The sequence below is a fragment of the Bradyrhizobium sp. AZCC 1719 genome, assembly GCF_036924525.1.
Taxonomy (GTDB): domain Bacteria; phylum Pseudomonadota; class Alphaproteobacteria; order Rhizobiales; family Xanthobacteraceae; genus Bradyrhizobium.
In genome coordinates, this window is sequence record NZ_JAZHRU010000001.1 from 6,873,254 (window position 1) to 6,894,473 (window position 21,220).

Genomic DNA, 21,220 nt, shown 5'->3' on the forward strand with positions numbered 1-21,220 from the left:
GAAGAATGGCGGCAAAAATGCACTCGCGGCCATCCTTCGAGACGCGCGCAAGTGCGCGCTCCTCAGGATGAGGGCCGGTGCTGCCCGATGACGAAAGCGCGGCATTTTATTTCATCGGCCAGACGGCTTCGGCGATGGCAGCCTGCGGCGGGAAGATGGTGACGAACTTGCCGCCGATATATTGCAGCAGCACCGGGTCGGCGTCGTTGTTCTGGCCCAGCTCGTCGAACTTGACGCGCTTCCAGGGCATGATGGTCTGCTCGCCCGGGATGTCGGTGGCGACCAGCGCCTCGCGGATCTTCTCGCCGTCGGTCGACTTGGCGCGATTGATGGCGTCCGCCATCACCAACAGCCCCATGAACTGGCGCGAGGTGAGGTCGTTAAAATCCTTGCCCGACTTCTCCTTGAACATGGCGTTGACCTTGCCGACCATCGGCCGCTTGGCGGCGAGATCGAGCGAGAAGCTGCCGCGCGAGATCACGCCTTCGAGCTTGTCGCCGACCGCATCATACAGCGCCTTTTCGGAGAAGCCGGCGTTCTGCGCCACGATCGCATTCGGCTTGTAGCCGAGCTCGGCCATGGTCTTGACCAGCAAGATACCGTCGGTGGTGTAGCTCGAAGGCATCAGCACGTCGGCATTTGCCGTCTTGAGCTGCTGTACTTCCGCCGACAAGGACGGCGAGTTGGAGCGGTACTTGATATCGGAGATGACCTTGTAGCCACGCTCGGAGGCCAGCTTGAGCTGGGTGTTAGCGGAGTCGGTGCCGAAAATGGTGTCCTCATGGAACAGCGCCAGCGTGTCGATCTTGGTGCCCTTCTTCTTCATCGCATCGAAGAAGTTGAACATCGCGGCCGAGAACATCTCGTCATGGGGAGCTGCGCGGAAATAGAATTTGAGGCCGCGCTTGTGCAGGCTCGGCGAGGAATTGTCCGCCGAGATGAACGGGACCTGGTAACGCTCGCAGATCTGGCTGACGGTGACGGCAACCGCGCTCTGATAGGTGCCGATGACGGCGCAGACCTTTTCCTGGGTGATCAGGCGCTCGGTCTCGGCGCGGCCCTTCTGCGGGTCGGCCTGATGGTCGGCGAAGACGAGGCGGATCTTGGCGCCGCCGAGGCCGGGCAATCCCTCGCCCTTCGCCAGCGGCAAATCGAAATCGTGGTTCTTGTTGATGATGTCGAGCGCAGTCTCGAACGACTTCTGGGCGTCGACGCCCATCTGCGCACTGGCGCCGGAGAACGGATAGATCACGCCGATCACCACTTCGGACGTTTGGGCGCGCGCGGCGATCGGGCCGAGCGCAGCGGCAGCAGTAGCTCCAAGCAAGACGTTACGGCGCGTGATGTTCATGGCGATATCCTTATGTCTGTCGGCAACTATCGATGAAACGGGCGAAGGGTACGGTAAAGCCTCAATGAGCAGCACGGGCTGCATCAAAGCACGGCAAGCGCTTTGTTCCTGAGATCGGTCACCAGCATCAATCCGGGCGCATGCGTAATCGCAAACGGCACCTTGGCGGCTGCGATCACCGATTGCGGCGTCACGCCGCAAGCCCAGAAGACCGGAATTTCGTCGGCCTCCACCGGCACCGGATCCCCGTAGTCGGGTTTGGCGAGGTCGGCGATGCCGATCGATTGCGGAAGCCCGATATGGACCGGCGCACCGTGCACCGACGGAAAACGCGAGGTGATCTGTATCGCGCGTATCGCATCCGCCGGTTTGAACGGCCGCATCGTCACCACCATCGGCCCGGCAAACGGACCAGCGGGGCTGCAGGCGATATTGGTGCGGAACATCGGCACGCGCACATCGCGCTCGATATGGCGGATCGGGAGACCTTCCTCCAGCAGCGCCTCTTCGAAGGAGAACGAGCAGCCGAGCACGAAGGCGACGAGGTCATCGCGCCAGTGCGACATGATGTCGGTCGGCTCCTCCACCACCTCGCCGTCGCGCCAGATACGATAGCGCGGCAGGTCGGTGCGGATATCGAGATCGAGGCCGAGCGCGGGAATGCGGGGGTCGCCGACGTCGGACATGCCGATGATCGGGCATGGTTTGGGATTGAGTTGACAGAACCGGTGAAACGCAGCCGCTAACTTCTCGGGCAGGATCGCGAGATTGCCCTGGACGAAACCGTTGGCCACACCCGCTGTGTGAGTAGCCATGCCGTTGCGGCACGCATGTCGGGCTGCCACGCTGGGCGATAAATCTGGCCTATCGCGGCCCGTGGTTTCCGTCCTCGCCAAGCCGGTCATCGTTGTCCCCGCTTCCATTCTTATCGACATCTACTCCCGCATATGGCTATGATAATGTCTAATCGTCTTTTCTAATCAAGTTCGATAAATCATAGTTATCAATCTGCGGGCTGAGGGTGCATGACTGATTTCAAGGCAATTGAGACTTTCATGTGGGTGGTGACGCTCGGCAGCTTCCGCGGCGCGGCCCAGAAGCTGAACACGACGCAGCCGGCGATTTCGCAACGGATCGCCCAGCTCGAACGCGAGGTGGGCGTGAAGCTCCTGCAGCGCGACCGTCGCATGGTGCTGCCGACGCCGAGCGGACGGCAATTGATGGTTTATGCCGAGAAGCTGATCGGGCTGCGCTCCGAGATGCTCGCCGTAGTCGGCGATCGCTCGGCGATGCGCGGCGTGCTGCGGCTTGGTGTCGCCGAAACCATCGTGCACACCTGGCTGCCGCAACTGATCAAGAGCGTCAATTACGCCTACCCCAACCTCTCGCTCGAGATCGAGGTCGACATCACCTCGAATTTGCGCAACCGGCTGTTGGCGCAGGAGATCGAACTCGCCTTCGTGCTCGGCCCGCTGACGGCGCCGATGGTCAACAACCGGGCACTGTGTGATTATCCGGTGGGTTTTACGGCCAGCCCCTCGCTCGGCCTCGGCAAGCAGGAACTGACGCTGCACGATCTGGCGAAGTTCCCGATCATCACGTTTTCGCGCCGTACCCAGCCCTATGAAATCGTGCGCTCCCTGTTCAACCGCCCCGACCTGCCGCCCATACGGCTGCATGCCAGCGCCTCGCTCGCAACCGTCATCCACATGGCGATCGAAGGTCTCGGCATCGCCCTGATACCAACCGCGATCGTCGAGGATGACATGGCAAACGGGCGGCTACAATTGCTGTCGACCAATCTGCAGTTGGCGCCGCTGACGTTTTCGGCAAGCTGGCTCGCCTCCCCCGACACGGTCGCGGTGGAGCGCGTGGTCGAACTTGCGGCCAGCCTGGCGCGAGGAGGCGTCATTGTTGACGCGACGCCGCAGGCGCGTCATTGAAAATAACCGAACAAGAATGAACAAGCGCGCCGCCTGCTACCTGACCTTCCGGAACAGTGCATGACCAAGATCGCTTCCAACCTGCAAATCGATTCCGCCCGGCTATGGGGCACGATTCACGAAACCGCCAAATTCGGCGCGACGCCGAAAGGCGGCGTAAGGCGGCTGACGCTTGGACCTGAAGACAAGCAGGTGCGCGATTGGTTCCGCGAGCGGTGCGAGGCCGCAGGGCTCGAAGTGCATGTCGATGCGCTGGGCTCGATGTTCGGCCTGCGCAAGGGCCGCGACATGTCGAAGGCGCCGGTTGGGCTCGGCTCGCATCTCGATACGCAACCGACCGGCGGCAAATATGACGGCGTGCTCGGCACGCTGGCGGCGCTGGAAGTCGTGCGCACGCTCAACGATGCCGGCATCGAGACCGAAACGCCGATCTGCATCTGCAACTGGACCAATGAGGAAGGCTCGCGGTTTGCGCCGGCGATGATGGCTTCTGCCGCTTACGTCGGCGATTTCACCACCGATGACATTCTGTCGCGCAAGGACGCCGAGGGCGTCACGGTGGCGGAGGCGCTCGACAGCATCGGCTATCGCGGTGACGCGCCGGTGGGTCGCCAAAAATTCTCCGGCTTCGTCGAGCTGCATATCGAGCAGGGGCCGATCCTGGAGGCCGAGAACAAGACCATCGGCGTGGTCGATTCCGGCCAAGGCGTGTTGTGGTACGACGGCAAGATCACCGGCTTCGAGAGCCACGCCGGCTCGACGCCGATGCCGCTGCGCCGCGACGCGCTGGCGACGCTGTCGGAAATCGTGCTGGCGATGGAGAGTATCGCCAAGAAGCATGGCCCGAAGGCCGTTGGAACCGTCGGCGAGGCCGTGATCGCCAATCCCTCGCGCAACGTCATTCCCGGTGAGATCGCCTTTACGGTGGATTGCCGCAGCGCCGATGCCGCGATCATGGATGCGCTGGATAAGGATTTGCGCGCGGCGATTGCCGAGATCGCGGCGCGGCGCAAGGTCGAGGTCCAGTTCGACCTGATCTGGCGCAAGCCGCCGACCCATTTCGATCCCAAACTGGTGGACGCGGTGGAGAACGCCGCAAAAATGCTCGGCTATTCGCATCGCCGCATCACCTCAGGTGCCGGCCACGATGCCTGCAACCTCAACACCGTGATGCCGGCCGCCATGGTGTTCGTGCCCTGCAAGGACGGCATCAGCCACAACGAGCTCGAGGACGCCACCCAAGCCGATTGCGCGGCGGGTGCCAACGTTCTGATGCATACCGTGCTGGCGCTGGCCGGCGTCGCATCCTGATATCACACCAAGAAACGGGGGAATGCCGTGCGCGGAGTTTTCGTCGACGCCAATGAATCGCTGGCCGTGATCTTCGAAAGGCTGCACCAGCCCGGCGATCCCGAGGTGCGGATCCACCGAAATCCCGATATCACCTCGGATCAATATCCCGGGATACTCGACGGCGCCGAGATCGCCATCGTCGATCACACCGCGCTGCCGACCGACATCGCGAAGAAATGCACCGGGCTGAAGCACGTGGTGTTTCTCGGCACCGGCGCACGCAGCTACATGAATCCGGAAGAGCTCGCCGAGCTCGGGATCCAGGTACACCTGATCAAGGGCTATGGCGACACGGCGGTCGCCGAATGCGCTGTTTCGCTGATGTGGGAAGGCGCGCGCGGCCTTGCCAAAATGGACCGCGGCATTCGCGCCGGCAACTGGCTGCGCGACGACGGCATGCAACTGACCGGCAAGACGCTCGGCCTGATCGGCTTTGGCGGCATCGCCGCCGAGGTGGCGCGGATTGCACTCGGCAGCGGCATGCGCGTCATCGCCTGGAACCGGTCGCCGAAAAAACATCCGAAGGTCGAGTTCGTCGATCTCGACGAACTCTTGACCGAGAGCGACGTCGTCTCGATCCATCTGTTGCTCAACGACGAAACGCGTGGATTGATCTCGCGCGCCTGCATCGAGGCGATGAAGCCCGGCGTCATCCTGATCAACACCGCACGCGGCGCCATCGTCGACGAGGAAGCGATGATCGATGCGCTGAAATCGGGCCAGATCCGCCATGCCGGCCTCGACGTCTTCAACATCGAACCGCTGCCGGCGGATCATCCGCTGACCAAACTGCCGAACGTGACGCTGTCAGCCCATTCGGCGTTCCGCACGCCGGAAGCAAGCGAGAACCTGATGCGCGCGGCCTGGGAGCATTGCCGAAGGATCGTTGTGAAGGGGAAGTAACCCTCTTCCTTCTCCCCTTGTGGGAGAAGGTGGCATAGGCGGCGGTCGGCCGCCGTACTTAGAAAAGGACGCCGATGCTTTGCATCGGCTATGGACACGCAGCGGCAGCGAGACGGATGAGGGGTCTGTCTCCGCGGAGAGAACCCCTCATCCGGCGCTTCGCGCCACCTTCTCCCACAAGGGGAGAAGGGAAGAAATCAATCCACCATTTCCGCGACCGCCTTGCCGCACGCGACCGTGTCGGCGTTGCCGCCGAGATCGCGCGTGCGTAACGTGCGCTCGCCCAGCGTACGCTCGATGGCGCCGACGATGGACTCCGCCGCCTGCTTCTCGCCGAGATGCTCCAGCATCATCGCGCCGGACCAGATCATGCCGATGGGGTTGGCAATCCCCTGCCCGGCAATATCTGGCGCCGATCCATGCACCGGCTCGAACACGGACGGGAAATTACCTTCCGGGTTGATGTTGCCGGACGGCGCGATGCCGATCGTGCCGGTGCAGGCGGGGCCGAGATCGGAGAGGATGTCGCCGAACAAATTGGAGCCGACCACGACATCGAACCAATCCGGATGCAGCACGAAATTCGCGGTGAGAATGTCGATGTGGTACTTGTCCCACTTCACGCCTGAATATTTCTTCGCCATCGCCTCCACGCGCTCGTCCCAATAGGGCATCGTGATCGAGATGCCGTTGGACTTGGTCGCCGAGGTCAGATGCTTCTTCGGCCGCGACTGCGCCAGCTCGAACGCGAATTTCAGAATGCGATCAACGCCGGTGCGCGTCATCACGGTCTGTTGCGTGACGAATTCACGGTCAGTATCGGGGAACATGCGGCCGCCGACGGAGGAATACTCGCCCTCGGTATTCTCGCGCACCACCCAGAAATCGATATCGCCAGGCTTGCGGTTGGCGAGCGGCGACGGCACGCCGGGCATCAGCCGCACCGGGCGCAGGTTGACGTACTGGTCGAACTCGCGGCGGAACTTGATCAGCGAGCCCCACAGCGAAACGTGATCGGGGATTTTCGCGGGCCAGCCCACCGCGCCGAAATAGATCGCATCGTGCTTGCCGATCTGCGCCTTCCAATCCTCCGGCATCATCTCGCCGTGCTTTTCGTAGTAGTCCCAGGACGCGAAATCGAAATGATCGAAATGCACGGCGACGCCGTGCTTTTTCGCCGCAACTTCCAGCACGCGCAGGCCTTCGGGGATCACTTCCTTGCCGATGCCGTCACCGGGAATGACCGCGATCCGATACTGCTTTTTGGCGCTGCTCATCGAGAGTTTCCTTGTTGTCTTGCCCGGCCGCTAATGCCGGTTATTCGATTGTCTTGCAATGGACCAATCCTGCCTGCCGCGCAACGCTGCACTGCAATGTTGACCGAGACGGCGCCCGCCGCTTACCAATTTCGCTGACCGTCTTCCACCCTCCTCTCACCACACGAGAATCCCATGGACCTGCATCTGCGCGGCAAGCGCGTCCTGATCACCGGCGCCTCCAAGGGCATCGGCGCGGCCGCGGCCGAAGCCTTTGCCGAAGAAGGCTGCGATGTCATGCTGGCCGCCCGCAGCGGCGAGCAGTTGAAAGCGCTGACAGAGCGGCTGCGCTCGGCGCACCAGATCGGCGCGACCGCCCATGTCGTCGACCTGCGCAAGGGTGAGGACATCGCAAGGCTCGCCAAGGAAGCCGCCGATATCGACATTCTCGTCAACAATGCCGGCGACATCCCCGGCGGCTCGATCGACAAGATCGACGAGGCAACATGGCGCCATGCCTGGGAGCTGAAGGTGTTCGGCTACATCAACCTCGCCCGCGCTATCTACGCGCAGATGAAGGCGCGCGGCGGCGGTGTCATCGTCAACGACATTGGCGCTGCCGGCGAAAAGTTCGACGCCAATTACATCTGCGGCAGCGCCGGCAACGCCGCGCTGATGGCATTCACCCGCGCGCTCGGGGGAAAAAGCCTCGCCGACAATATCCGCGTGGTCGGCATCAATCCCGGCCCCGTCGGCACTGACCGCCACGTCACACTGTTGAAGACGCGGGCGAAGAACCAGTTTGGCGACGAGAACCGTTACAAGGAATTCCAGAAGAACATGCCGCTCGGTCGCCCCGCGCATGCGCGCGAGATCGGTGACCTCATGGCGTTCCTGGCGTCGGATCGCTCGGGATATACGTCGGGGGTGATCTTTACGGTGGATGGCGGATATACGGCGGGGTGGGGTTAGGCCGCGCTTCCCCACCGTCATTGCGAGGAGCGAAGCGACGAAGCAATCCACGTCTCCGCTTGTGGAGCCATGGATTGCTTCGCTTCGCTCGCAATGACGGCGTAGGCCGTCATGCATATATCTCCGGGCTGCCCACTACTTCCATGCGTTTCCACTTTGCCGGAAAATGTTCTACAGCACGATCTGCGATCGAGAGCCGAAGCAGGAGTATCGAAGTGGCTGATCAGGGGCTGGTGCGTGAGACGGCGGTTGCCATTGTCGGCAAGCTGAAATCGGGCGAAGTCACCCCGCTCGACCTGCTCGACGTGCTGGAAAAGCGCATCGCGGAGGTCGACGGCAAGGTCAATGCGCTGCCGACGCTGTGCTTCGACCGCGCCCGCAGGCACGCCACCGCGCTGATGAACAAGCCCGCCGCCGAGCGCGGCCTGCTCGCCGGTCTTCCGATCCCGATCAAGGACCTCACCAATGTCGCCGGCGTCCTGACCACGCAGGGCTCGCCGATCTACAGGGACAACATTCCGGCGAAGTCAGATATTCTGGTCGAGCATCTCGAGAACAATGGCGGGGTGATCTACGCGAAGTCGAACACGCCGGAATTCGGTGCCGGCGCCAACACCTTCAACGAAGTGTTCGGCCCGACGCGCAATCCCTGGGACACGTCACGCTCCGCCGCCGGCTCCTCGGGCGGCGCGGCGGTCGCGCTCGCGACCGGCACGGCCTGGCTGGCGCACGGCTCCGACATGGGCGGTAGCTTACGCAATCCCGCGAGCTTCTGCGGCATCGTCGGATTGCGGCCGAGCATCGGCCGCGTCGCGCATACGGTAGCCGCAGCGGTCGACCGCAATCTCGGTGTCCAGGGCCCGATGGCGCGCAACGTCGAAGACGTCGCGCTCCTGCTCGATGCCATGAGCGGCGAGCACCCCGCCGATCCGCTGTCGCTGCCGGTGTTGCCGAATTCGTTTCTCGCAGCCGCCCGCTCCGGCAACAAGCCGAAGCGCGTCGCCTATTCGCCCGACCTCGGCATCACGCCGGTCGACGCGGAAGTCGCCGCCGTCACCCGCAAGGCGGCGCAGCGCTTTGCGGAGCTAGGGGTCATCGTCGAAGAGGCCCATCCCGATTTGCGCGAGGCCCATGAATGCTTCCATGTGCTGCGCGCGTTCGACTTCGCGCTTTCCAAGGCGGCGCTGCTGCGCACGAAGCGCGACCTGCTCAAGCCCGAGGTGATCTGGAATATCGAGGAAGGCCTCAAGCTGACGGTCGAGCAGCTCGAACGCGCCGAGGCGCAGCGCGTCGCGATGACCGCGCGCACGCTGGAATTTTTCGAAAGGTACGATCTATTGCTCGCCCCCGCCACGATCGTGCCGCCCTTCCCGGTCGAGAACCGCTACGTCGCCGAATGCGCCGGCAAGAAGTTCGACAATTACGTCGAATGGCTCGGCATCGTCTACGCGATCACGCTGGTGTGCTGCCCCGCGCTGTCGTTGCCGTGCGGCTTCACGGCCTCGGGCCTTCCGGTTGGGCTGCAGGTGGTCGCGCCGCCGCGGGGCGAGGCGCAATTGCTCGCCGGAGCCAAGGTGCTGGAGGATATTCTGGGCGTGCGCAGCACGACACCGATCGATCCGAGGGCACTGAGGTAAACCAGGCGCGCTTGCCGATGAGGGGCCCTTCACATGACCAATGAGAATGAGCCGCCGCCCGAGAGCAAGCTGACGCGCAGCAAGGAACGTTGGGCGCGAGAAGGCAAGTTCCTCACCGGGAAGACCTCGCGGCCTGAAGACCAACGGCTGCCGCCAGGGCAGCATCTGACCAGGGATTGGCCAACGCTCGATCTGGGACTGACGCCCAATATTTCCCGCGAACGCTGGCGGCTTGACGTCTACGGCGCAGTCGAAAAACCGATCTTCTGGGATTTTGCGCAGTTCACGGCCCAGCCGCAGAGCAAGTTCGTATCCGACATTCACTGCGTCACGACATGGTCGCGCTACGACAATCAATGGGAGGGGCTGGCGACGCGTGACCTCCTCGACACCTGCCGGCCGCGCGAGGAAGCGCGATTCGTGGTGCTGCACTCCCATGACGGCTACACTACGAATCTTTCGCTGGAAGACTTTGCCGCGGAGGACGCGTTGCTCGCCCATAGCTGGTCCGGTGCGCCGCTGGAGCAGGAGCATGGCGGCCCGGTGCGGCTGGTGGTGCCGCACCTCTATTTCTGGAAAAGCGCGAAATGGTTGCAGAGCATTGAGTTTCTGGCAGAGGATGCGCCGGGCTATTGGGAAGTACGCGGCTATCACAACCGCGGTGATCCGTGGGCCGAGCAGCGCTATTCAGACGATTGAAGCTAAGTCCGAGGGAGAACAGCCATGCCGAGCGAACGCTTTCAATTCACCGGCGAAGGCGGCCATCAGCTTGCCGCTGCCCTCGATATGCCTGACGGACCGGTGCAGGCCTACGCGCTGTTTGCGCATTGCTTCACCTGCGGCAAGGATGTGTTGGCCGCGAAGCGCATTGCGACGGCGCTCACCGCAAAAGGCATCGCGGTGTTGCGGTTTGATTTTACGGGGCTCGGCTCCAGCGAGGGCGAATTCGCCAACTCGACCTTCTCCTCGAACGTTGCCGATCTCGTCCATGCCGCCGATCATTTGCGCGAAACCCGCACGGCGCCCGCGATCCTGATCGGCCATAGCCTGGGCGGCGCCGCGATCCTCGCTGCCGCGGGGCAGATACCGGAGGCAAAGGCAGTCGTCACCATCGCCGCCCCCTCCGATCCCGTGCATGTCACGCATCTCTTCAAGGATCGCCTCGATGACATCCGCACGCAGGGCAAGGTGGAGGTCCAGCTCGCCGGGCGGCCGTTTCACATCAAGCGCGAATTCCTCGACGACGTCGCCGAACACAGCCTGGCGGCGCGGATCGCAGACCTTCACAAGGCGCTGCTGATCATGCATTCGCCGACCGACGACACGGTCGGCATCGACAATGCCACGAAGATTTTCGTTGCCGCCAAACATCCCAAGAGCTTCGTGTCGCTATCGGGCTCCGATCATCTGTTGAGCGACAAGCGCGACGGCGCCTATGTCGCCGACGTCATCGCCGCCTGGGCCGAGCGCTATATTGAGCCCGCCGCGGCGCAGCCTGTTTCTGCCGCGAGCGAGGCGCCACGCAACGTCGTGGTGCGTGAAACCCGCAACAGTAAGTTCCAGCAGATCGTCGCCACAGGTCCCCATCAGATGGTGGCGGATGAGCCCGTTGCCGTCGGCGGCCAGGATAGCGGGCCCGGGCCATATGACTTCCTGGTCGCAGGCCTTGGCGCCTGCACGTCGATGACGATGCGGATGTATGCCGATCGCAAATCGCTGCCGCTGGACCGCGTCACCGTGACGCTGAAGCACAGCAAGATTCACGCAACGGATTGCGCCGAATGCGAGACGCGCGAGGGCATGCTGGATCAGATCGACCGGGTGATCTCGATTGAAGGCGCCCTGGATGCCGATCAGCGCACGCGGCTGATGGAGATTGCGGACAAGTGCCCGGTGCACCGGACGCTGACGTCGAAGATACGGATCGTGACGAGGGCAGCGGAGTAGCGGACCGGTCACGGGCCTTCATGGTTTGAGACGCGCAGCTTCGCTGCGCTCCTCACCATGAGGAGACAGATGACCTCATCCTGAGGAGGCGCGAAAGCGCCGTCTCGAAGGATGAAAGCCCGGCTGTCGAAACGCCTAAGCCGCCGCCAGTGGCCGAACCCGCAGCGCGCCGCGCAGACCGGCGGCGGTGCCGACGAGGATGCCGGCGAAGGCAATCAGCGAAGCAAGCGCCAGCGTGGAAAATCCCGTCAACCCCTGCCCGATCGAGCAGCCGAACGCCATGACGCCACCGATGCCCATCAGCGCGGCACCACTGCCGGAGCGCAGCATGTGACGCGGCGATTGATAACCTTCGAGTTGAAAGCGTCCGGTCAACAGCGCCGTCACCAGGCTGCCGGCGAACACGCCGAACACGGTGACGATGCCGAAATTGAGCGTCGAGCCCGTCGACAGCATGACGTATTGAAGGGCGTCCGCGATCGGCGCGATGAAGGTGAGCGATGTGACCGGTGCGGGATTGAAATCGTCGGCGCCGAGATAGCCGGTGGCAAACCAGCCGGCCGCCACCAACAGGCCGATGACGAGACCCGCGGCGATCTGGCCCGGCGACCGCCGGAATGCCGGATGCGCAAAGGCAAAAATGATCAGCGCTGCGGAGATGACCGAGGCGGCCAGCATACGCGCGGCCGTTGCGCTCAGGCCTGCGGCGGCGAACAAGGCCGGCACCGAGTTTGCCGTCGCCGTGGTCTGCGACGCCCCGACCATTGCGATGCGCGACGGGGCGATCAGGCCCTTCAGCGTCATCTGGGCGAAGATCGCCAGCACGACCACCACCACGAAGGAGCGGAGATTGCCGCGCCCGAGCAGCACCAGCGCGCGCGAGCCGCAGCCGTTCGACAGCACCATGCCGTAGCCGAACAACAGCCCGCCGAAGAACATCACCGGCGCGGAGAACGACGGCTGCAGATAGATCGACTTGCCGATATCGACGAGGCCGCCCGCGGCCAGCAACTGCGTCATGGCCACCGCGACGCCGATCGCCAGCGCATAGGTGCGCACCAGCCGGCCGTCGCCTTCAGCCCAAAAACCTCTGAGACTGCTGAGCAAGCAAAACCCGCTCAACAATCCGACCGATCCATAGACGAGACCGATCAGTAGTCCGCTGATGACGACGATATTGGCACTGTCCAGCACTGGTATTTCCCCGTTCCCGCGCGGTCGATCCGGCCGTGACCGCTCAAATAGGAAGCCATTTCAGCAGTTGCTAATATGTTGGAAACGTGCGCGCGTCCACGCCGCAACGATGCGGAGAATGAATCGCCCGCGGAGGTCCGCGACGACGGAATAAAATCATTGCGCGCGAGCGGCGTACGGCAGGTTTATTCCTCATGAAAAAATTGGAGGAATCCCGCGCCTCCAGCGAATGCCTATTTCAAGGCCGCAGGATCACCCGATCGCGCGACGAGCCGGCGACCGCAAGGAAGGCAGCGCGGGCCTCTTCCAGCGGATAGATCGCCGCTGGCTTGATCGGGAACGGCTTGAGGTGCCCGCTGGCGAAGCCGGGACCGAGTTCCTGCAGCACCGCGCCGGTCGCGGTTGACGACAGGCCGAGGGTGTCGATGCCGACATAGGTGTGCTGGCCGCGATAGAATTCCAAAATATTGAACTGCACGATGCGGTCGATCGCAGCGATCAGGATCTGCCGCCCGCGCACCGCCAGCGATTGGTGTGCGGCGTGGAAATAGGGATCGCCGACCGTGTTGAACACGATGTCGGCGCCCTTGCCGCTGGTGAGTTCGCGCACCCGCGCCGCGACATCGGTTGCGGAGGCGTCGATGACTTCCACCTTTGAATTGGCGTGGCCTTCGTAGGGCTCGCTCTTGCGCACCACGCCGATCACCCGCGCGCCGTGCCAGCTCGCGATCTGCACCGCCGCCTGCCCGACCTTGCCGTTGACGCCCATGACCAGCAAGGTCTCGCCCGCCTTCGGAACGCCGGCGCGGCGCAGGCCCTCCATTGCGGTGACGAAGGGCACGCCGATGCCGGCCGCCTCTTCCCATGAAATGCCCCTGGGCTTCTCCACCACGGCGTCGGCTTCGACCGCGAGATGCGTGGCGTGCGTGCCGTCCCGGCGAATACCGAGATCGCCAGAAGAGCCGAACACCTCGCGTCCGATCCAACCGTCCGGCCCATCGATGACAACGCCCGCATAGTCGCGGCCCGGCGTGCGCGGAAACACCGCATAGGCCATCAGCCCGGTCGCCGCCTTCACGTCGGACGGATTGACCGCCGCAGCCTTGACCTCGATCAGCAACTCGTTGTCGGCACGCGACAGCCGGCGCGTCTCGATGACGGGCGCAAGTGAGGCAGCGTCGGCGACTTTTGCTGGCAGTCGGACGCAGCGGGCCTGCACCAATTGGCTATCTGACTTGGGAGCCGGCTTCACGATATCCCCGGTTGGCTTGAGCGCTGTCGGCGGCAGGAGCTGCGTGGCCAATGACTAACGGACCGGCCGATTAGTGCAAGGGGTGTCAAACCGCCGTTGGCTTCGTGGGATGCCGCGACCGCCGCGCGGAAAGCTGCCGCAAGGCTTCGAAATCACCTCGCACGAAGGCTTCCTTTTTGGCTCGGCTCCACTTCTTAAGTTTGCGTTCGTTCTCGATGGCGTCGGTGATGCGGTCGAACCATTGCGAGAACACCAAGGTGACCGGTCGCCGGATTGCGGTATAGCCGCCAAGCGTTCCCGCGTTGTGCTGCGCAATCCTTATTTCCAGCGTCGTGCGCGTCGTTCCGATGTAGAAGCTGCCGTCGGCACAGCGGAGGATATAGAGAAAGGCGCCTTCCGTCATTTTCGACCTCCACGTTCTCCGCTTCCGCCCCTCATCCTGAGGAGCGGCGTCAGCCGCGTCTCGAAGGATGCAGGCCCGTCTGTGGCCTCATGGTTCGAGACGGCGCTAATGCGCCTCCTCACCATGAGGGGAGAAAGTTAGGCTTTCGGCCGCTTGTCGTAAACACGTTTCGCCTTGCCGAGCGAACGTTCCAGTGTTTCCGGCGCCACCGCCTTGATGCGCGCGGTGATGCCGATGGTGTTCTTGATGAAGAGCGCAACCCTTTCGGCGTGCGCGAGCAGCCCGCTACCGTCCCAGCTTTCGGGACGGGCTTCGGCGAGCACGGTCATCTCGTCCATGCGCCCTTCGCGCGTCAGCTCAATGATGAAATGGCCGCCGCACCAGTCGGTCGCCAGCAACGCTTCCTCGATCTGGGTCGGGAATACGTTGACGCCGCGCAGGATGATCATGTCGTCGGAGCGGCCGGTGACCTTCTCCATGCGCCGCATGCCCGGGCGCGCGGTGCCCGGCAACAGCCGTGTCAGGTCGCGGGTGCGGTAGCGGATGATCGGGAAGCCCTGCTTGGTCAGAGAGGTGAATACCAGTTCGCCCTTCTCGCCGTCCGGCAACACCGCGCCGGTCTCGGGGTCGATCACCTCGGGATAGAAATGATCCTCCCAGATATGCAGGCCGTCCTTGGTCTCAACGCATTCCTGCGCCACGCCGGGGCCGATCACTTCCGACAGCCCGTAAATATCGGTCGCGTCCATGTCAAAAGTCTGCTCGATCTCCGCGCGCATCGCATTGGTCCAGGGCTCGGCGCCAAAGATGCCGAACTTCAACGACGACTGACGCGGGTCGAGCCCCTGCCGCTTGAACTCGTCCGAAATAGCCAGCATGTAGCTCGGTGTCACCGTGATGATGTCGGGCCTGAAATCGTTGATCAGTTGCACCTGGCGTTCGGTCATGCCGCCGGAGACCGGCACCACGGTGCAGCCGAGTTTTTCCGCGCCGTAGTGCACGCCGAGTCCGCCGGTGAACAGGCCGTAACCATAAGCGTTGTGAATGATCATGCCGGTGCGGCCGCCGGCGGCGCGGATCGAGCGCGCCATCACCTCCGACCAGATATCGATATCGCCTTGCGTATAGCCGACCACGATCGGCTTACCCGTTGTGCCCGAGGACGCGTGGACGCGGACCAGCTTTTCGCGCGGCACGGCAAACATGTTGAAGGGATAATTGTCGCGGAGGTCGGTCTTCGCCGTGAATGGGAATTTCGTGAGATCAGAGAGCTGCTTGAAATCGGAGGGATGCACGCCGGCCGCGTCAAATGCCTTCCTGTAATGCGCGACATTGTCGTAGGCGTGCCGGAGCGACCAGGCGAGGCGCTTGGTCTGTAGCGCCATGATCTCGTCGCGCGAGGCGCGCTCGGCCTCATCCAATTCAGCGCCGTAACCGCTTCCGCTGGATTTCAATCTTGCCATGGCCATGGCGTGTTCCTCTCGCTTGCTATTTTTGTTTGGTCTCTTCGTCCGCGGCCGGCAGCCACGTTCCGGCGACGGTGCGGGAATGACCGCGGAACTCCGCAATCACGACATCGCCCGACGTGACGCGGACGTCATAAATTCCGGAGCGACCGTTGCGAGAAACTTCCCGCGCGGTCGCGACCAGCACGTCGCCGAGCTTGCCCGGGCGGATGAAGGCGATGTCGCATTGCGCGGCGACTGCGCGCTCATTGCGGGAATTACAGGCAAAGGCGAAGGTGGAATCGGCGAGGAGAAAAATGAAGCCGCCATGGGCGATACGCTGGCCGTTGACCATGTGCGGCTGCACCGTCATCGTCAGCGTGGCCTGCCCCGGCCTGACCTCGACAATTTTCATGCCGAGGCCCTTGCTGGCGTCATCCTCCTTCCACATCGCCTCCGCGCAGGCGCGGGCGATCTCGTCGGGCGACAGCGCGACGTTCATAGCTGATAGCCCGCTCTGCGAGACGGTTTCACGACGTTCTCTCCCTTGTGCACACGGGCCTGCTATCAGGCCTCTTTGCGTAGTGTGGGAACGAAGCACCTGAGGTGTCAACGATCCCTAGTCTTTAGCCTCAACCACCTCTGTCATTCCGGGATGGTGCGTTAGCACCAGACCCGGAATCTCGAGATTCCGGGTCTGGTCCTTCGGACCATCCCGGAATGACATCGCCGTCACACATGGTCGTAATCCACCACGACCTTATCCGAACACGGCCGCGCCTGGCAGGTCAGGATGAATCCCGCCTTCAGTTCCCATGGCTCCAGCGAATAGTTGACCTCCATTTGCGCCTCGCCCTCGACCAGCTTGGCGCGGCAGGTCGAGCACATGCCGCCCTTGCAGGCGAACGGCAGATCCATGCCGGCACGCAACGCAGCGTCGAGGATGGCCTCTCCTTCGGCGACCGGCACCTCGCGGCGCTTGCCGTCGATGATCAGGGAGGCGATCGCCTTCGGCGGCGCGGACGGCTCGACAATCTTCTTTGCGCGCGGCTTGCCGCCGAATTCCGAGACAAAGCGCTCGACATGGATGCGTTCCTCGGCAATGCCGATCTCGCGGCAAGTCGCCTCGATCTCCTCGCTCATACCCATGGGGCCGCAGATGAAGACGTGATCGACACTCGAGGCGGGTACCAGCGAGCGCAGCAGCACGCGCACTTTCGCGCCGTCGAGCCGGCCATGCAGGATCGGGATATCCTGCTCCTCGCCCGAGATCACATGGAACAGCGACAACCGTTGCATGAAGCGGTCTTTCAGTTCCTCGAGTTCTTCGAGGAACAGCATGTTTGACGTCGTGCGGTTTCCGTAAAACAGGAAGAACCGGCTGTTCGGTTCGCGCGCCAGCACGCCCTTGACGATCGACAGGATCGGCGTGATGCCGCTTCCTGCGGCAAATCCGACATAGACCCTCGCCTCTTCAGGCGCATGGGCGATGCCGAAGCGGCCAGTCGGCGTCATCACGTCGAGTTCGTCGCCGGCCTTCAATTCGTCCGCTACCCAGTTCGAAAACGCGCCGCCATCGATCTTCTTCACCGCGATGCGCAACTCGCCGTCGTCAGGCCCCGAGCAGATCGAATAGGAGCGGCGCACTTCCTCGCCGTCCATCGTAGTACGCAACGTGAGGTATTGTCCCGGCGCAAAGCTGTAGTCGCCTTCCAGCTCCTTCGGGATCGCAAACGTCATCGATACCGCATCCACCGCCTCGCGGCGGAGGTCGTTGACGGCAAGGCGATGGAAACGCGGCGCGACGGACATGGTCAATGACACTTGAAATAATCAAAGGGTTCGCGGCAGGCCTTGCAGCGCCACAGCGCCTTGCAGGAGGTTGAACCGAACTCGGACAGCAGCTCAGTGTTTTGCGAGCCGCATTGCGGGCAGGCCACCTGCTGTTCGCCGAACAGCGCGCGACGCGAGTGTGATGCCTGCGGTGGGGCGATGCCGTATTCCCGGAGCTTGTTGCGGCCGTCCTCGCTCATCCAGTCCGTGGTCCAGGCTGGCGACAGCACGGTGCGGACCGTCGGGCGCGGCATTCCGGCGCGTTCCAGCGCCAGCACGATCTCGAGCGCGATCATGTTCATCGCCGGACAGCCGGAGTAAGTGGGCGTAATCGCGACCTCGACGCGGCCGTCATGAACCTCGACGTCGCGCAGCACGCCGAGATCGGCGATCGTAAGCACCGGTATTTCGGGATCGACCACCTGTGAAGCGGCCTCCCAGGCGCGGCGGCGCAGATCAGTATCGCCTGAGATGGCCGTTACCATGTCGCCCCCGGAAACGTCCGTTGCATCGATTGCAACTCGCTGAGGAGATGACCGAGATGCTCGCTGTGCCGCCCGCTGCGGCCGCCCTGCTGCATCCAGTTATTGTCAGGCAAAACAAGCGTCGCTTCGCGGACGACATCCGATACCGTCTTCAGCCATTGCGGATGCAAGGTGGCAGGGTCGACCGCAATGCCGGCATCGATCAGGCCGCGCTCGTTGTCATCGGCGGCAAACATCTCGCCGGTAAAGGCCCAGAGCTCGTCGATCGCCGCTTGCGTGCGGCGGTGGCTTTCCTCGGTGCCGTCGCCGAGACGGATGATCCATTCCGAGCAATGGCGGACGTGATAGGCGCTTTCCTTTTCCGATTTCGCCGCAACCGCGGCCAGCGTTGTATCGGTGGAACGCATCATCGCGCGCCAATAGAGATCGGCGAACGCAGCATAGAAGAACTGCCGCACCATGGTGCGCGCGAAATCGCCGTTCGGCTGTTCCAGCAGCAGGAGATTGCGGTACTGCCTGACGTCGCGGAGATAAGCGAATTTGTCCTCGTCGTTGCCCTTGCCCTCGACCTTCGCGGCGTAGGAGTAAAGCTCGCGCGCCTGGCCGAGGAGATCGAGGCCCATATTGGCGAGCGCCATGTCCTCTTCCAGCATCGGCGCATGGCCGCACCATTCCGACAGCCGATGGCCCAGGATCAACGCATCGTCGGCACGGCGCAGGGTGTAGAGCACCAGCGGCGTTTCGGAGACCTGGATGTTGGCTGCGGCCATACTCTATTCCTGTCTATTCACATTCCGACCTCATCCTGAGGAGCGCCAAAGGCGCGTCTCGAAGGATGGGCTGCGAGTCCCGTTGCCGCCATCCTTCGAGACGCTTGCTTCGCAAGCTCCTCAGGATGAGGTCTGGGGCCTCATGGTTCGAGACGGCGCTGCGCGCCTCCTCACCATGAGGGGTGAGAGATTCACATATGCCCGACTTCGTCGGGCACGTCGTAAAACGTCGGGTGCCGGTAGATCTTGGATTCCGCCGGCTCGAACATCATGCCTTTCTCGGACGGATCGGACGCAGTGATGGCGCTCGACGGCACCACCCAGATCGAGAGGCCCTCGCCGCGGCGGGTGTAGATGTCGCGCGCGGCCTGCAGCGCCAGCGTGGCGTCGGTGGCATGCAGCGAACCCACATGCTTGTGCGCCAGCCCGTTGCGGCTGCGGATGAAAACTTCCCAGAGCGGAATGTTCGGCGTCGCCATCGCGTCTCTCCTATTCGGCCGCCTGCAGCGCCGACCGTTGCCGGCGTTTCTCGGCATAGGCCATCGCCGCCTCACGCACCCAGGCGCCGTCTTCATGCGCCTTGCGCCGAGCCGCCAGACGGTCGCGGTTGCAGGGGCCGTTGCCTGCCAGCACCTGTTTGAATTCGTCCCAATCGATCGCGCTATATTCCCAATTGCCGTTCGCGTTCTGCTTCATGCCGGGATCAGGAATCGTCAGCCCCAGGAATTGCGCCTGCGGCACGGTGGCGTCGACGAATTTCTGCCGCAGCTCGTCGTTGGAGAAGCGCTTGATCTTCCACTTGGTCGAGGTGTCGCTGTGCTGGCTGACCTGGTCGGGCGGACCGAACATCATCAAGACCGGCCACCACCAGCGGTTCAGCGCATCCTGCGCCATCGCCTTCTGCTCGTCGGTGCCGCGGCACAGCGTCAGCATGATCTCAAAGCCCTGGCGCTGGTGAAACGATTCCTCCTTGCAGACGCGGATCATCGCGCGTGCGTAAGGACCATAGGAGCAGCGGCACAGCGGGATCTGGTTCATGATCGCCGCGCCATCGACCAGCCAGCCGATCGTGCCGATGTCGGCCCAGGTCAGCGTCGGATAGTTGAAGATCGAGGAATATTTCGCCTTCCCCGCGAGCATCGCGTCGACCAGCTCTTCGCGCGAAGAACCGAGCGTCTCGGCGGCGGCATAGAGATAGAGCCCGTGGCCGCATTCGTCCTGCACCTTGGCAAGCAGCGCCGCCTTGCGGCGCAGCGATGGGGCGCGGGTGATCCAGTTGCCTTCGGGAAGCATGCCGACGATTTCGGAATGCGCGTGCTGCGAAATCTGCCGCGTCAGCGTCTTGCGGTAGGCGGCCGGCATCCAGTCGTTGGGCTCGATGCGCTCGTCGGCATCGATGCGCGCCTGAAACTGCGTAGCCCGCGCGGCGTCCTCAATGTGGCGATCGTCGCCGTCGGACGTGTTGAGCGCCTGCGTGTACATGGCGGACCTCCCGGAATTTGTTGGGAGGAAATATATAACACAAATTTTGATATGCAATATATTTCTGTAACATATCTACAGCCCGTCAAACCGCTTCGAAAGTTCCCCGCCGGGCTTTGGCAGGGGTCCGTTTTCGTTGGTGGCATGGCGATCAAGCCATTGTTCGGACGCGGGAAGCAGCGCGCGATAGATCTCGCCACAGAGCGTTCGGGCGACCCTGCCCGGCCAGTCCGCGGGCAATAGCGCGGTCGGCAGCAATGGGTCGCGCAGCACGACGCGACGGTAATGATGGATCAGGAGGATCCGTGCGGTGAACGCGTCGGCCTCGGTCAGCCGCTCGCCGCGGCCGAGCCAGCCGTGCAGCGGCTCGAAGGTCTTCATGAATTTCTGATAGGCGTCGGCGGTGCGATCGAGCGGCCAGCTTTCGCTGAGCAGGCGCCGCCCGCTATCGTCTTCCGCCGACACTTCGAGACGAATCGCGCCGACGGCTTCCGCAGGCACCGGCACACCCGACGGCGCGACCCATACGCCCGGCAGCGGACTGCCGAAGCCAGCGTTCTTCAACGCCTCGCGTGCGGTGTCGCGGTCTCCGCCATTGCCAATCAGCAGCAGTTCAAACCGCCCGGTCCAGTCGGAGGCCGGCGGGCCGTAAATGTGTTTGGTCGCGATATCGAAGGTCTGCCGCTCGCCCTGAACCAGGCGATAGAAACTGTTGCGGCCAACTTTGACACGCTCGAACCAGCCGTCGGCCGTCAGTCGCGACATCGCGGTGCGCACCACGCTGGCGTCGATGTCAAGTTGCTCGAAAAATTCCAGCAGCGTGCCGAGCCAGACCGAGCCGCCGCGCGGCACGATGGCGTCGCCGAATACGGTGATGACGATCGATCCGGTGCGCGAAGGTTCGCGCTTCAACTGCTGGATAATACGGGCAAGCGGCGGCGGCATGCGTCAAGGCATAGCGCGTTTTGCAGGAGAGCGACAATGTCGGTAAGAG

The 21,220-nt window shown here is 63.2% G+C and carries 21 protein-coding genes; 7 read left to right on the forward strand and 14 right to left on the reverse strand.

Features of this window, described 5'->3' with window-relative positions:
- Positions 1-106: 106 nt before the first annotated feature.
- Together V1292_RS32380 and V1292_RS32385 are read right to left on the reverse strand one after the other, a co-directional pair.
- Positions 107-1,351 (reverse strand): ABC transporter substrate-binding protein, encoded by a 1,245-nt coding sequence (locus V1292_RS32380; protein ID WP_334376596.1) that lies wholly within the window; start codon positions 1,349-1,351, stop codon positions 107-109.
- 83 nt (positions 1,352-1,434) lie between these two features.
- Positions 1,435-2,256, reverse strand: a complete 822-nt coding sequence (locus tag V1292_RS32385; RefSeq protein WP_334376598.1) for a putative hydro-lyase — start codon at positions 2,254-2,256, stop codon at positions 1,435-1,437.
- Positions 2,257-2,376: 120 nt separating this feature from the next.
- Between V1292_RS32385 and V1292_RS32390 the strand changes: the two genes are divergently transcribed.
- The 3 genes from V1292_RS32390 to V1292_RS32400 are packed head-to-tail and all read left to right on the forward strand — an operon-like array spanning position 2,377 to position 5,550.
- Positions 2,377-3,294 carry a LysR family transcriptional regulator gene (locus tag V1292_RS32390; RefSeq protein WP_057844430.1) on the forward strand — a complete coding sequence of 306 codons (918 nt, stop codon included), beginning with the start codon at positions 2,377-2,379 and terminating at the stop codon, positions 3,292-3,294.
- Between the two features lie 60 nt (positions 3,295-3,354).
- On the forward strand, positions 3,355-4,605 hold the full coding sequence (locus V1292_RS32395) for a Zn-dependent hydrolase (RefSeq protein WP_334376599.1): 1,251 nt from the start codon (positions 3,355-3,357) through the stop codon (positions 4,603-4,605).
- Between the two features lie 27 nt (positions 4,606-4,632).
- Positions 4,633-5,550, forward strand: coding sequence for an NAD(P)-dependent oxidoreductase (locus tag V1292_RS32400; protein WP_334376600.1), 918 nt, complete (start codon positions 4,633-4,635; stop codon positions 5,548-5,550).
- Between the two features lie 197 nt (positions 5,551-5,747).
- On the opposite strand, the gene V1292_RS32405 is transcribed toward V1292_RS32400, so the two are convergent.
- A complete protein-coding gene (locus tag V1292_RS32405; protein WP_334376601.1) occupies positions 5,748-6,827 on the reverse strand; it encodes a tartrate dehydrogenase in 1,080 nt (359 codons plus the stop codon).
- Positions 6,828-7,001: 174 nt separating this feature from the next.
- On the opposite strand from V1292_RS32405, the gene V1292_RS32410 reads away from it, so the two are divergent.
- The 4 genes from V1292_RS32410 (at position 7,002) to V1292_RS32425 (ending at position 11,362) form a co-directional block, all read left to right on the forward strand.
- Positions 7,002-7,778, forward strand: coding sequence for an SDR family oxidoreductase (locus V1292_RS32410; RefSeq protein ID WP_334376602.1), 777 nt, complete (start codon positions 7,002-7,004; stop codon positions 7,776-7,778).
- 215 nt (positions 7,779-7,993) lie between these two features.
- Positions 7,994-9,415, forward strand: a complete 1,422-nt coding sequence (locus tag V1292_RS32415; RefSeq protein WP_334376603.1) for an amidase — start codon at positions 7,994-7,996, stop codon at positions 9,413-9,415.
- 33 nt (positions 9,416-9,448) lie between these two features.
- Positions 9,449-10,114, forward strand: a complete 666-nt coding sequence (locus V1292_RS32420) for a sulfite oxidase-like oxidoreductase (RefSeq protein WP_334376604.1) — start codon at positions 9,449-9,451, stop codon at positions 10,112-10,114.
- 24 nt (positions 10,115-10,138) lie between these two features.
- On the forward strand, positions 10,139-11,362 hold the full coding sequence (locus V1292_RS32425; protein WP_334376605.1) for a bifunctional alpha/beta hydrolase/OsmC family protein: 1,224 nt from the start codon (positions 10,139-10,141) through the stop codon (positions 11,360-11,362).
- Positions 11,363-11,497: 135 nt separating this feature from the next.
- Here the strand turns inward: V1292_RS32425 and V1292_RS32430 are convergent, their stop codons facing one another.
- From V1292_RS32430 to paaX, 11 genes are all read right to left on the reverse strand, one after another.
- Positions 11,498-12,556, reverse strand: coding sequence for a YeeE/YedE family protein (locus V1292_RS32430; protein WP_334376606.1), 1,059 nt, complete (start codon positions 12,554-12,556; stop codon positions 11,498-11,500).
- 238 nt (positions 12,557-12,794) lie between these two features.
- Positions 12,795-13,808 carry a quinone oxidoreductase family protein gene (locus tag V1292_RS32435; RefSeq protein ID WP_334377230.1) on the reverse strand — a complete coding sequence of 338 codons (1,014 nt, stop codon included), beginning with the start codon at positions 13,806-13,808 and terminating at the stop codon, positions 12,795-12,797.
- An 85-nt stretch (positions 13,809-13,893) separates the two neighbouring features.
- On the reverse strand, positions 13,894-14,211 hold the full coding sequence (locus V1292_RS32440) for a GIY-YIG nuclease family protein (RefSeq protein ID WP_334376607.1): 318 nt from the start codon (positions 14,209-14,211) through the stop codon (positions 13,894-13,896).
- A gap of 137 nt (positions 14,212-14,348) precedes the next feature.
- Entirely contained in the window at positions 14,349-15,680 is a 1,332-nt protein-coding gene (gene paaK, locus V1292_RS32445) for a phenylacetate--CoA ligase PaaK (RefSeq protein WP_334376608.1), read from the reverse strand.
- A 19-nt stretch (positions 15,681-15,699) separates the two neighbouring features.
- On the reverse strand, positions 15,700-16,158 hold the full coding sequence (gene paaI, locus V1292_RS32450) for a hydroxyphenylacetyl-CoA thioesterase PaaI (RefSeq protein ID WP_334376610.1): 459 nt from the start codon (positions 16,156-16,158) through the stop codon (positions 15,700-15,702).
- A 230-nt stretch (positions 16,159-16,388) separates the two neighbouring features.
- The gene (paaE, locus tag V1292_RS32455; RefSeq protein WP_334376612.1) at positions 16,389-17,468 is read right to left on the reverse strand and encodes a 1,2-phenylacetyl-CoA epoxidase subunit PaaE; all 1,080 of its coding nucleotides are present in this window, start codon (positions 17,466-17,468) and stop codon (positions 16,389-16,391) included.
- A 2-nt stretch (positions 17,469-17,470) separates the two neighbouring features.
- Positions 17,471-17,974 carry a 1,2-phenylacetyl-CoA epoxidase subunit PaaD gene (gene paaD, locus V1292_RS32460; protein ID WP_334376614.1) on the reverse strand — a complete coding sequence of 168 codons (504 nt, stop codon included), beginning with the start codon at positions 17,972-17,974 and terminating at the stop codon, positions 17,471-17,473.
- Positions 17,968-18,744, reverse strand: coding sequence for a 1,2-phenylacetyl-CoA epoxidase subunit PaaC (gene paaC / locus V1292_RS32465; protein WP_334376616.1), 777 nt, complete (start codon positions 18,742-18,744; stop codon positions 17,968-17,970). The genes paaD and paaC overlap by 7 nt, the downstream gene beginning before the upstream one ends.
- A 191-nt stretch (positions 18,745-18,935) precedes the next feature.
- On the reverse strand, positions 18,936-19,223 hold the full coding sequence (gene paaB / locus V1292_RS32470) for a 1,2-phenylacetyl-CoA epoxidase subunit PaaB (protein WP_057844448.1): 288 nt from the start codon (positions 19,221-19,223) through the stop codon (positions 18,936-18,938).
- Positions 19,224-19,233: 10 nt separating this feature from the next.
- A complete protein-coding gene (gene paaA, locus V1292_RS32475; RefSeq protein ID WP_334376618.1) occupies positions 19,234-20,226 on the reverse strand; it encodes a 1,2-phenylacetyl-CoA epoxidase subunit PaaA in 993 nt (330 codons plus the stop codon).
- Positions 20,227-20,301: 75 nt separating this feature from the next.
- Positions 20,302-21,171: a phenylacetic acid degradation operon negative regulatory protein PaaX gene (gene paaX, locus V1292_RS32480; RefSeq protein ID WP_334376620.1), complete on the reverse strand. Its 870-nt coding sequence runs from the start codon at positions 21,169-21,171 to the stop codon at positions 20,302-20,304.
- Between the last annotated feature and the right edge of the window lie 49 nt (positions 21,172-21,220).

What these genes read in the sequence shown, in the direction of transcription:
- V1292_RS32380 (WP_334376596.1), bottom strand. Translation starts at nt 1,351, where the DNA reads ATGAACATCACGCGCCGTAACGTCTTGCTTGGAGCTACTGCTGCCGCT.
- V1292_RS32385 (WP_334376598.1), bottom strand. Translation starts at nt 2,256, where the DNA reads ATGACCGGCTTGGCGAGGACGGAAACCACGGGCCGCGATAGGCCAGAT.
- V1292_RS32390 (WP_057844430.1), top strand. Translation starts at nt 2,377, where the DNA reads ATGACTGATTTCAAGGCAATTGAGACTTTCATGTGGGTGGTGACGCTC.
- V1292_RS32395 (WP_334376599.1), top strand. Translation starts at nt 3,355, where the DNA reads ATGACCAAGATCGCTTCCAACCTGCAAATCGATTCCGCCCGGCTATGG.
- V1292_RS32405 (WP_334376601.1), bottom strand. Translation starts at nt 6,827, where the DNA reads ATGAGCAGCGCCAAAAAGCAGTATCGGATCGCGGTCATTCCCGGTGAC.
- V1292_RS32410 (WP_334376602.1), top strand. Translation starts at nt 7,002, where the DNA reads ATGGACCTGCATCTGCGCGGCAAGCGCGTCCTGATCACCGGCGCCTCC.
- V1292_RS32420 (WP_334376604.1), top strand. Translation starts at nt 9,449, where the DNA reads ATGACCAATGAGAATGAGCCGCCGCCCGAGAGCAAGCTGACGCGCAGC.
- V1292_RS32425 (WP_334376605.1), top strand. Translation starts at nt 10,139, where the DNA reads ATGCCGAGCGAACGCTTTCAATTCACCGGCGAAGGCGGCCATCAGCTT.
- V1292_RS32440 (WP_334376607.1), bottom strand. Translation starts at nt 14,211, where the DNA reads ATGACGGAAGGCGCCTTTCTCTATATCCTCCGCTGTGCCGACGGCAGC.
- paaK (WP_334376608.1), bottom strand. Translation starts at nt 15,680, where the DNA reads ATGGCCATGGCAAGATTGAAATCCAGCGGAAGCGGTTACGGCGCTGAA.
- paaI (WP_334376610.1), bottom strand. Translation starts at nt 16,158, where the DNA reads ATGAACGTCGCGCTGTCGCCCGACGAGATCGCCCGCGCCTGCGCGGAG.
- paaE (WP_334376612.1), bottom strand. Translation starts at nt 17,468, where the DNA reads ATGTCCGTCGCGCCGCGTTTCCATCGCCTTGCCGTCAACGACCTCCGC.
- paaD (WP_334376614.1), bottom strand. Translation starts at nt 17,974, where the DNA reads ATGGTAACGGCCATCTCAGGCGATACTGATCTGCGCCGCCGCGCCTGG.
- paaC (WP_334376616.1), bottom strand. Translation starts at nt 18,744, where the DNA reads ATGGCCGCAGCCAACATCCAGGTCTCCGAAACGCCGCTGGTGCTCTAC.
- paaB (WP_057844448.1), bottom strand. Translation starts at nt 19,223, where the DNA reads ATGGCGACGCCGAACATTCCGCTCTGGGAAGTTTTCATCCGCAGCCGC.
- paaA (WP_334376618.1), bottom strand. Translation starts at nt 20,226, where the DNA reads ATGTACACGCAGGCGCTCAACACGTCCGACGGCGACGATCGCCACATT.
- paaX (WP_334376620.1), bottom strand. Translation starts at nt 21,171, where the DNA reads ATGCCGCCGCCGCTTGCCCGTATTATCCAGCAGTTGAAGCGCGAACCT.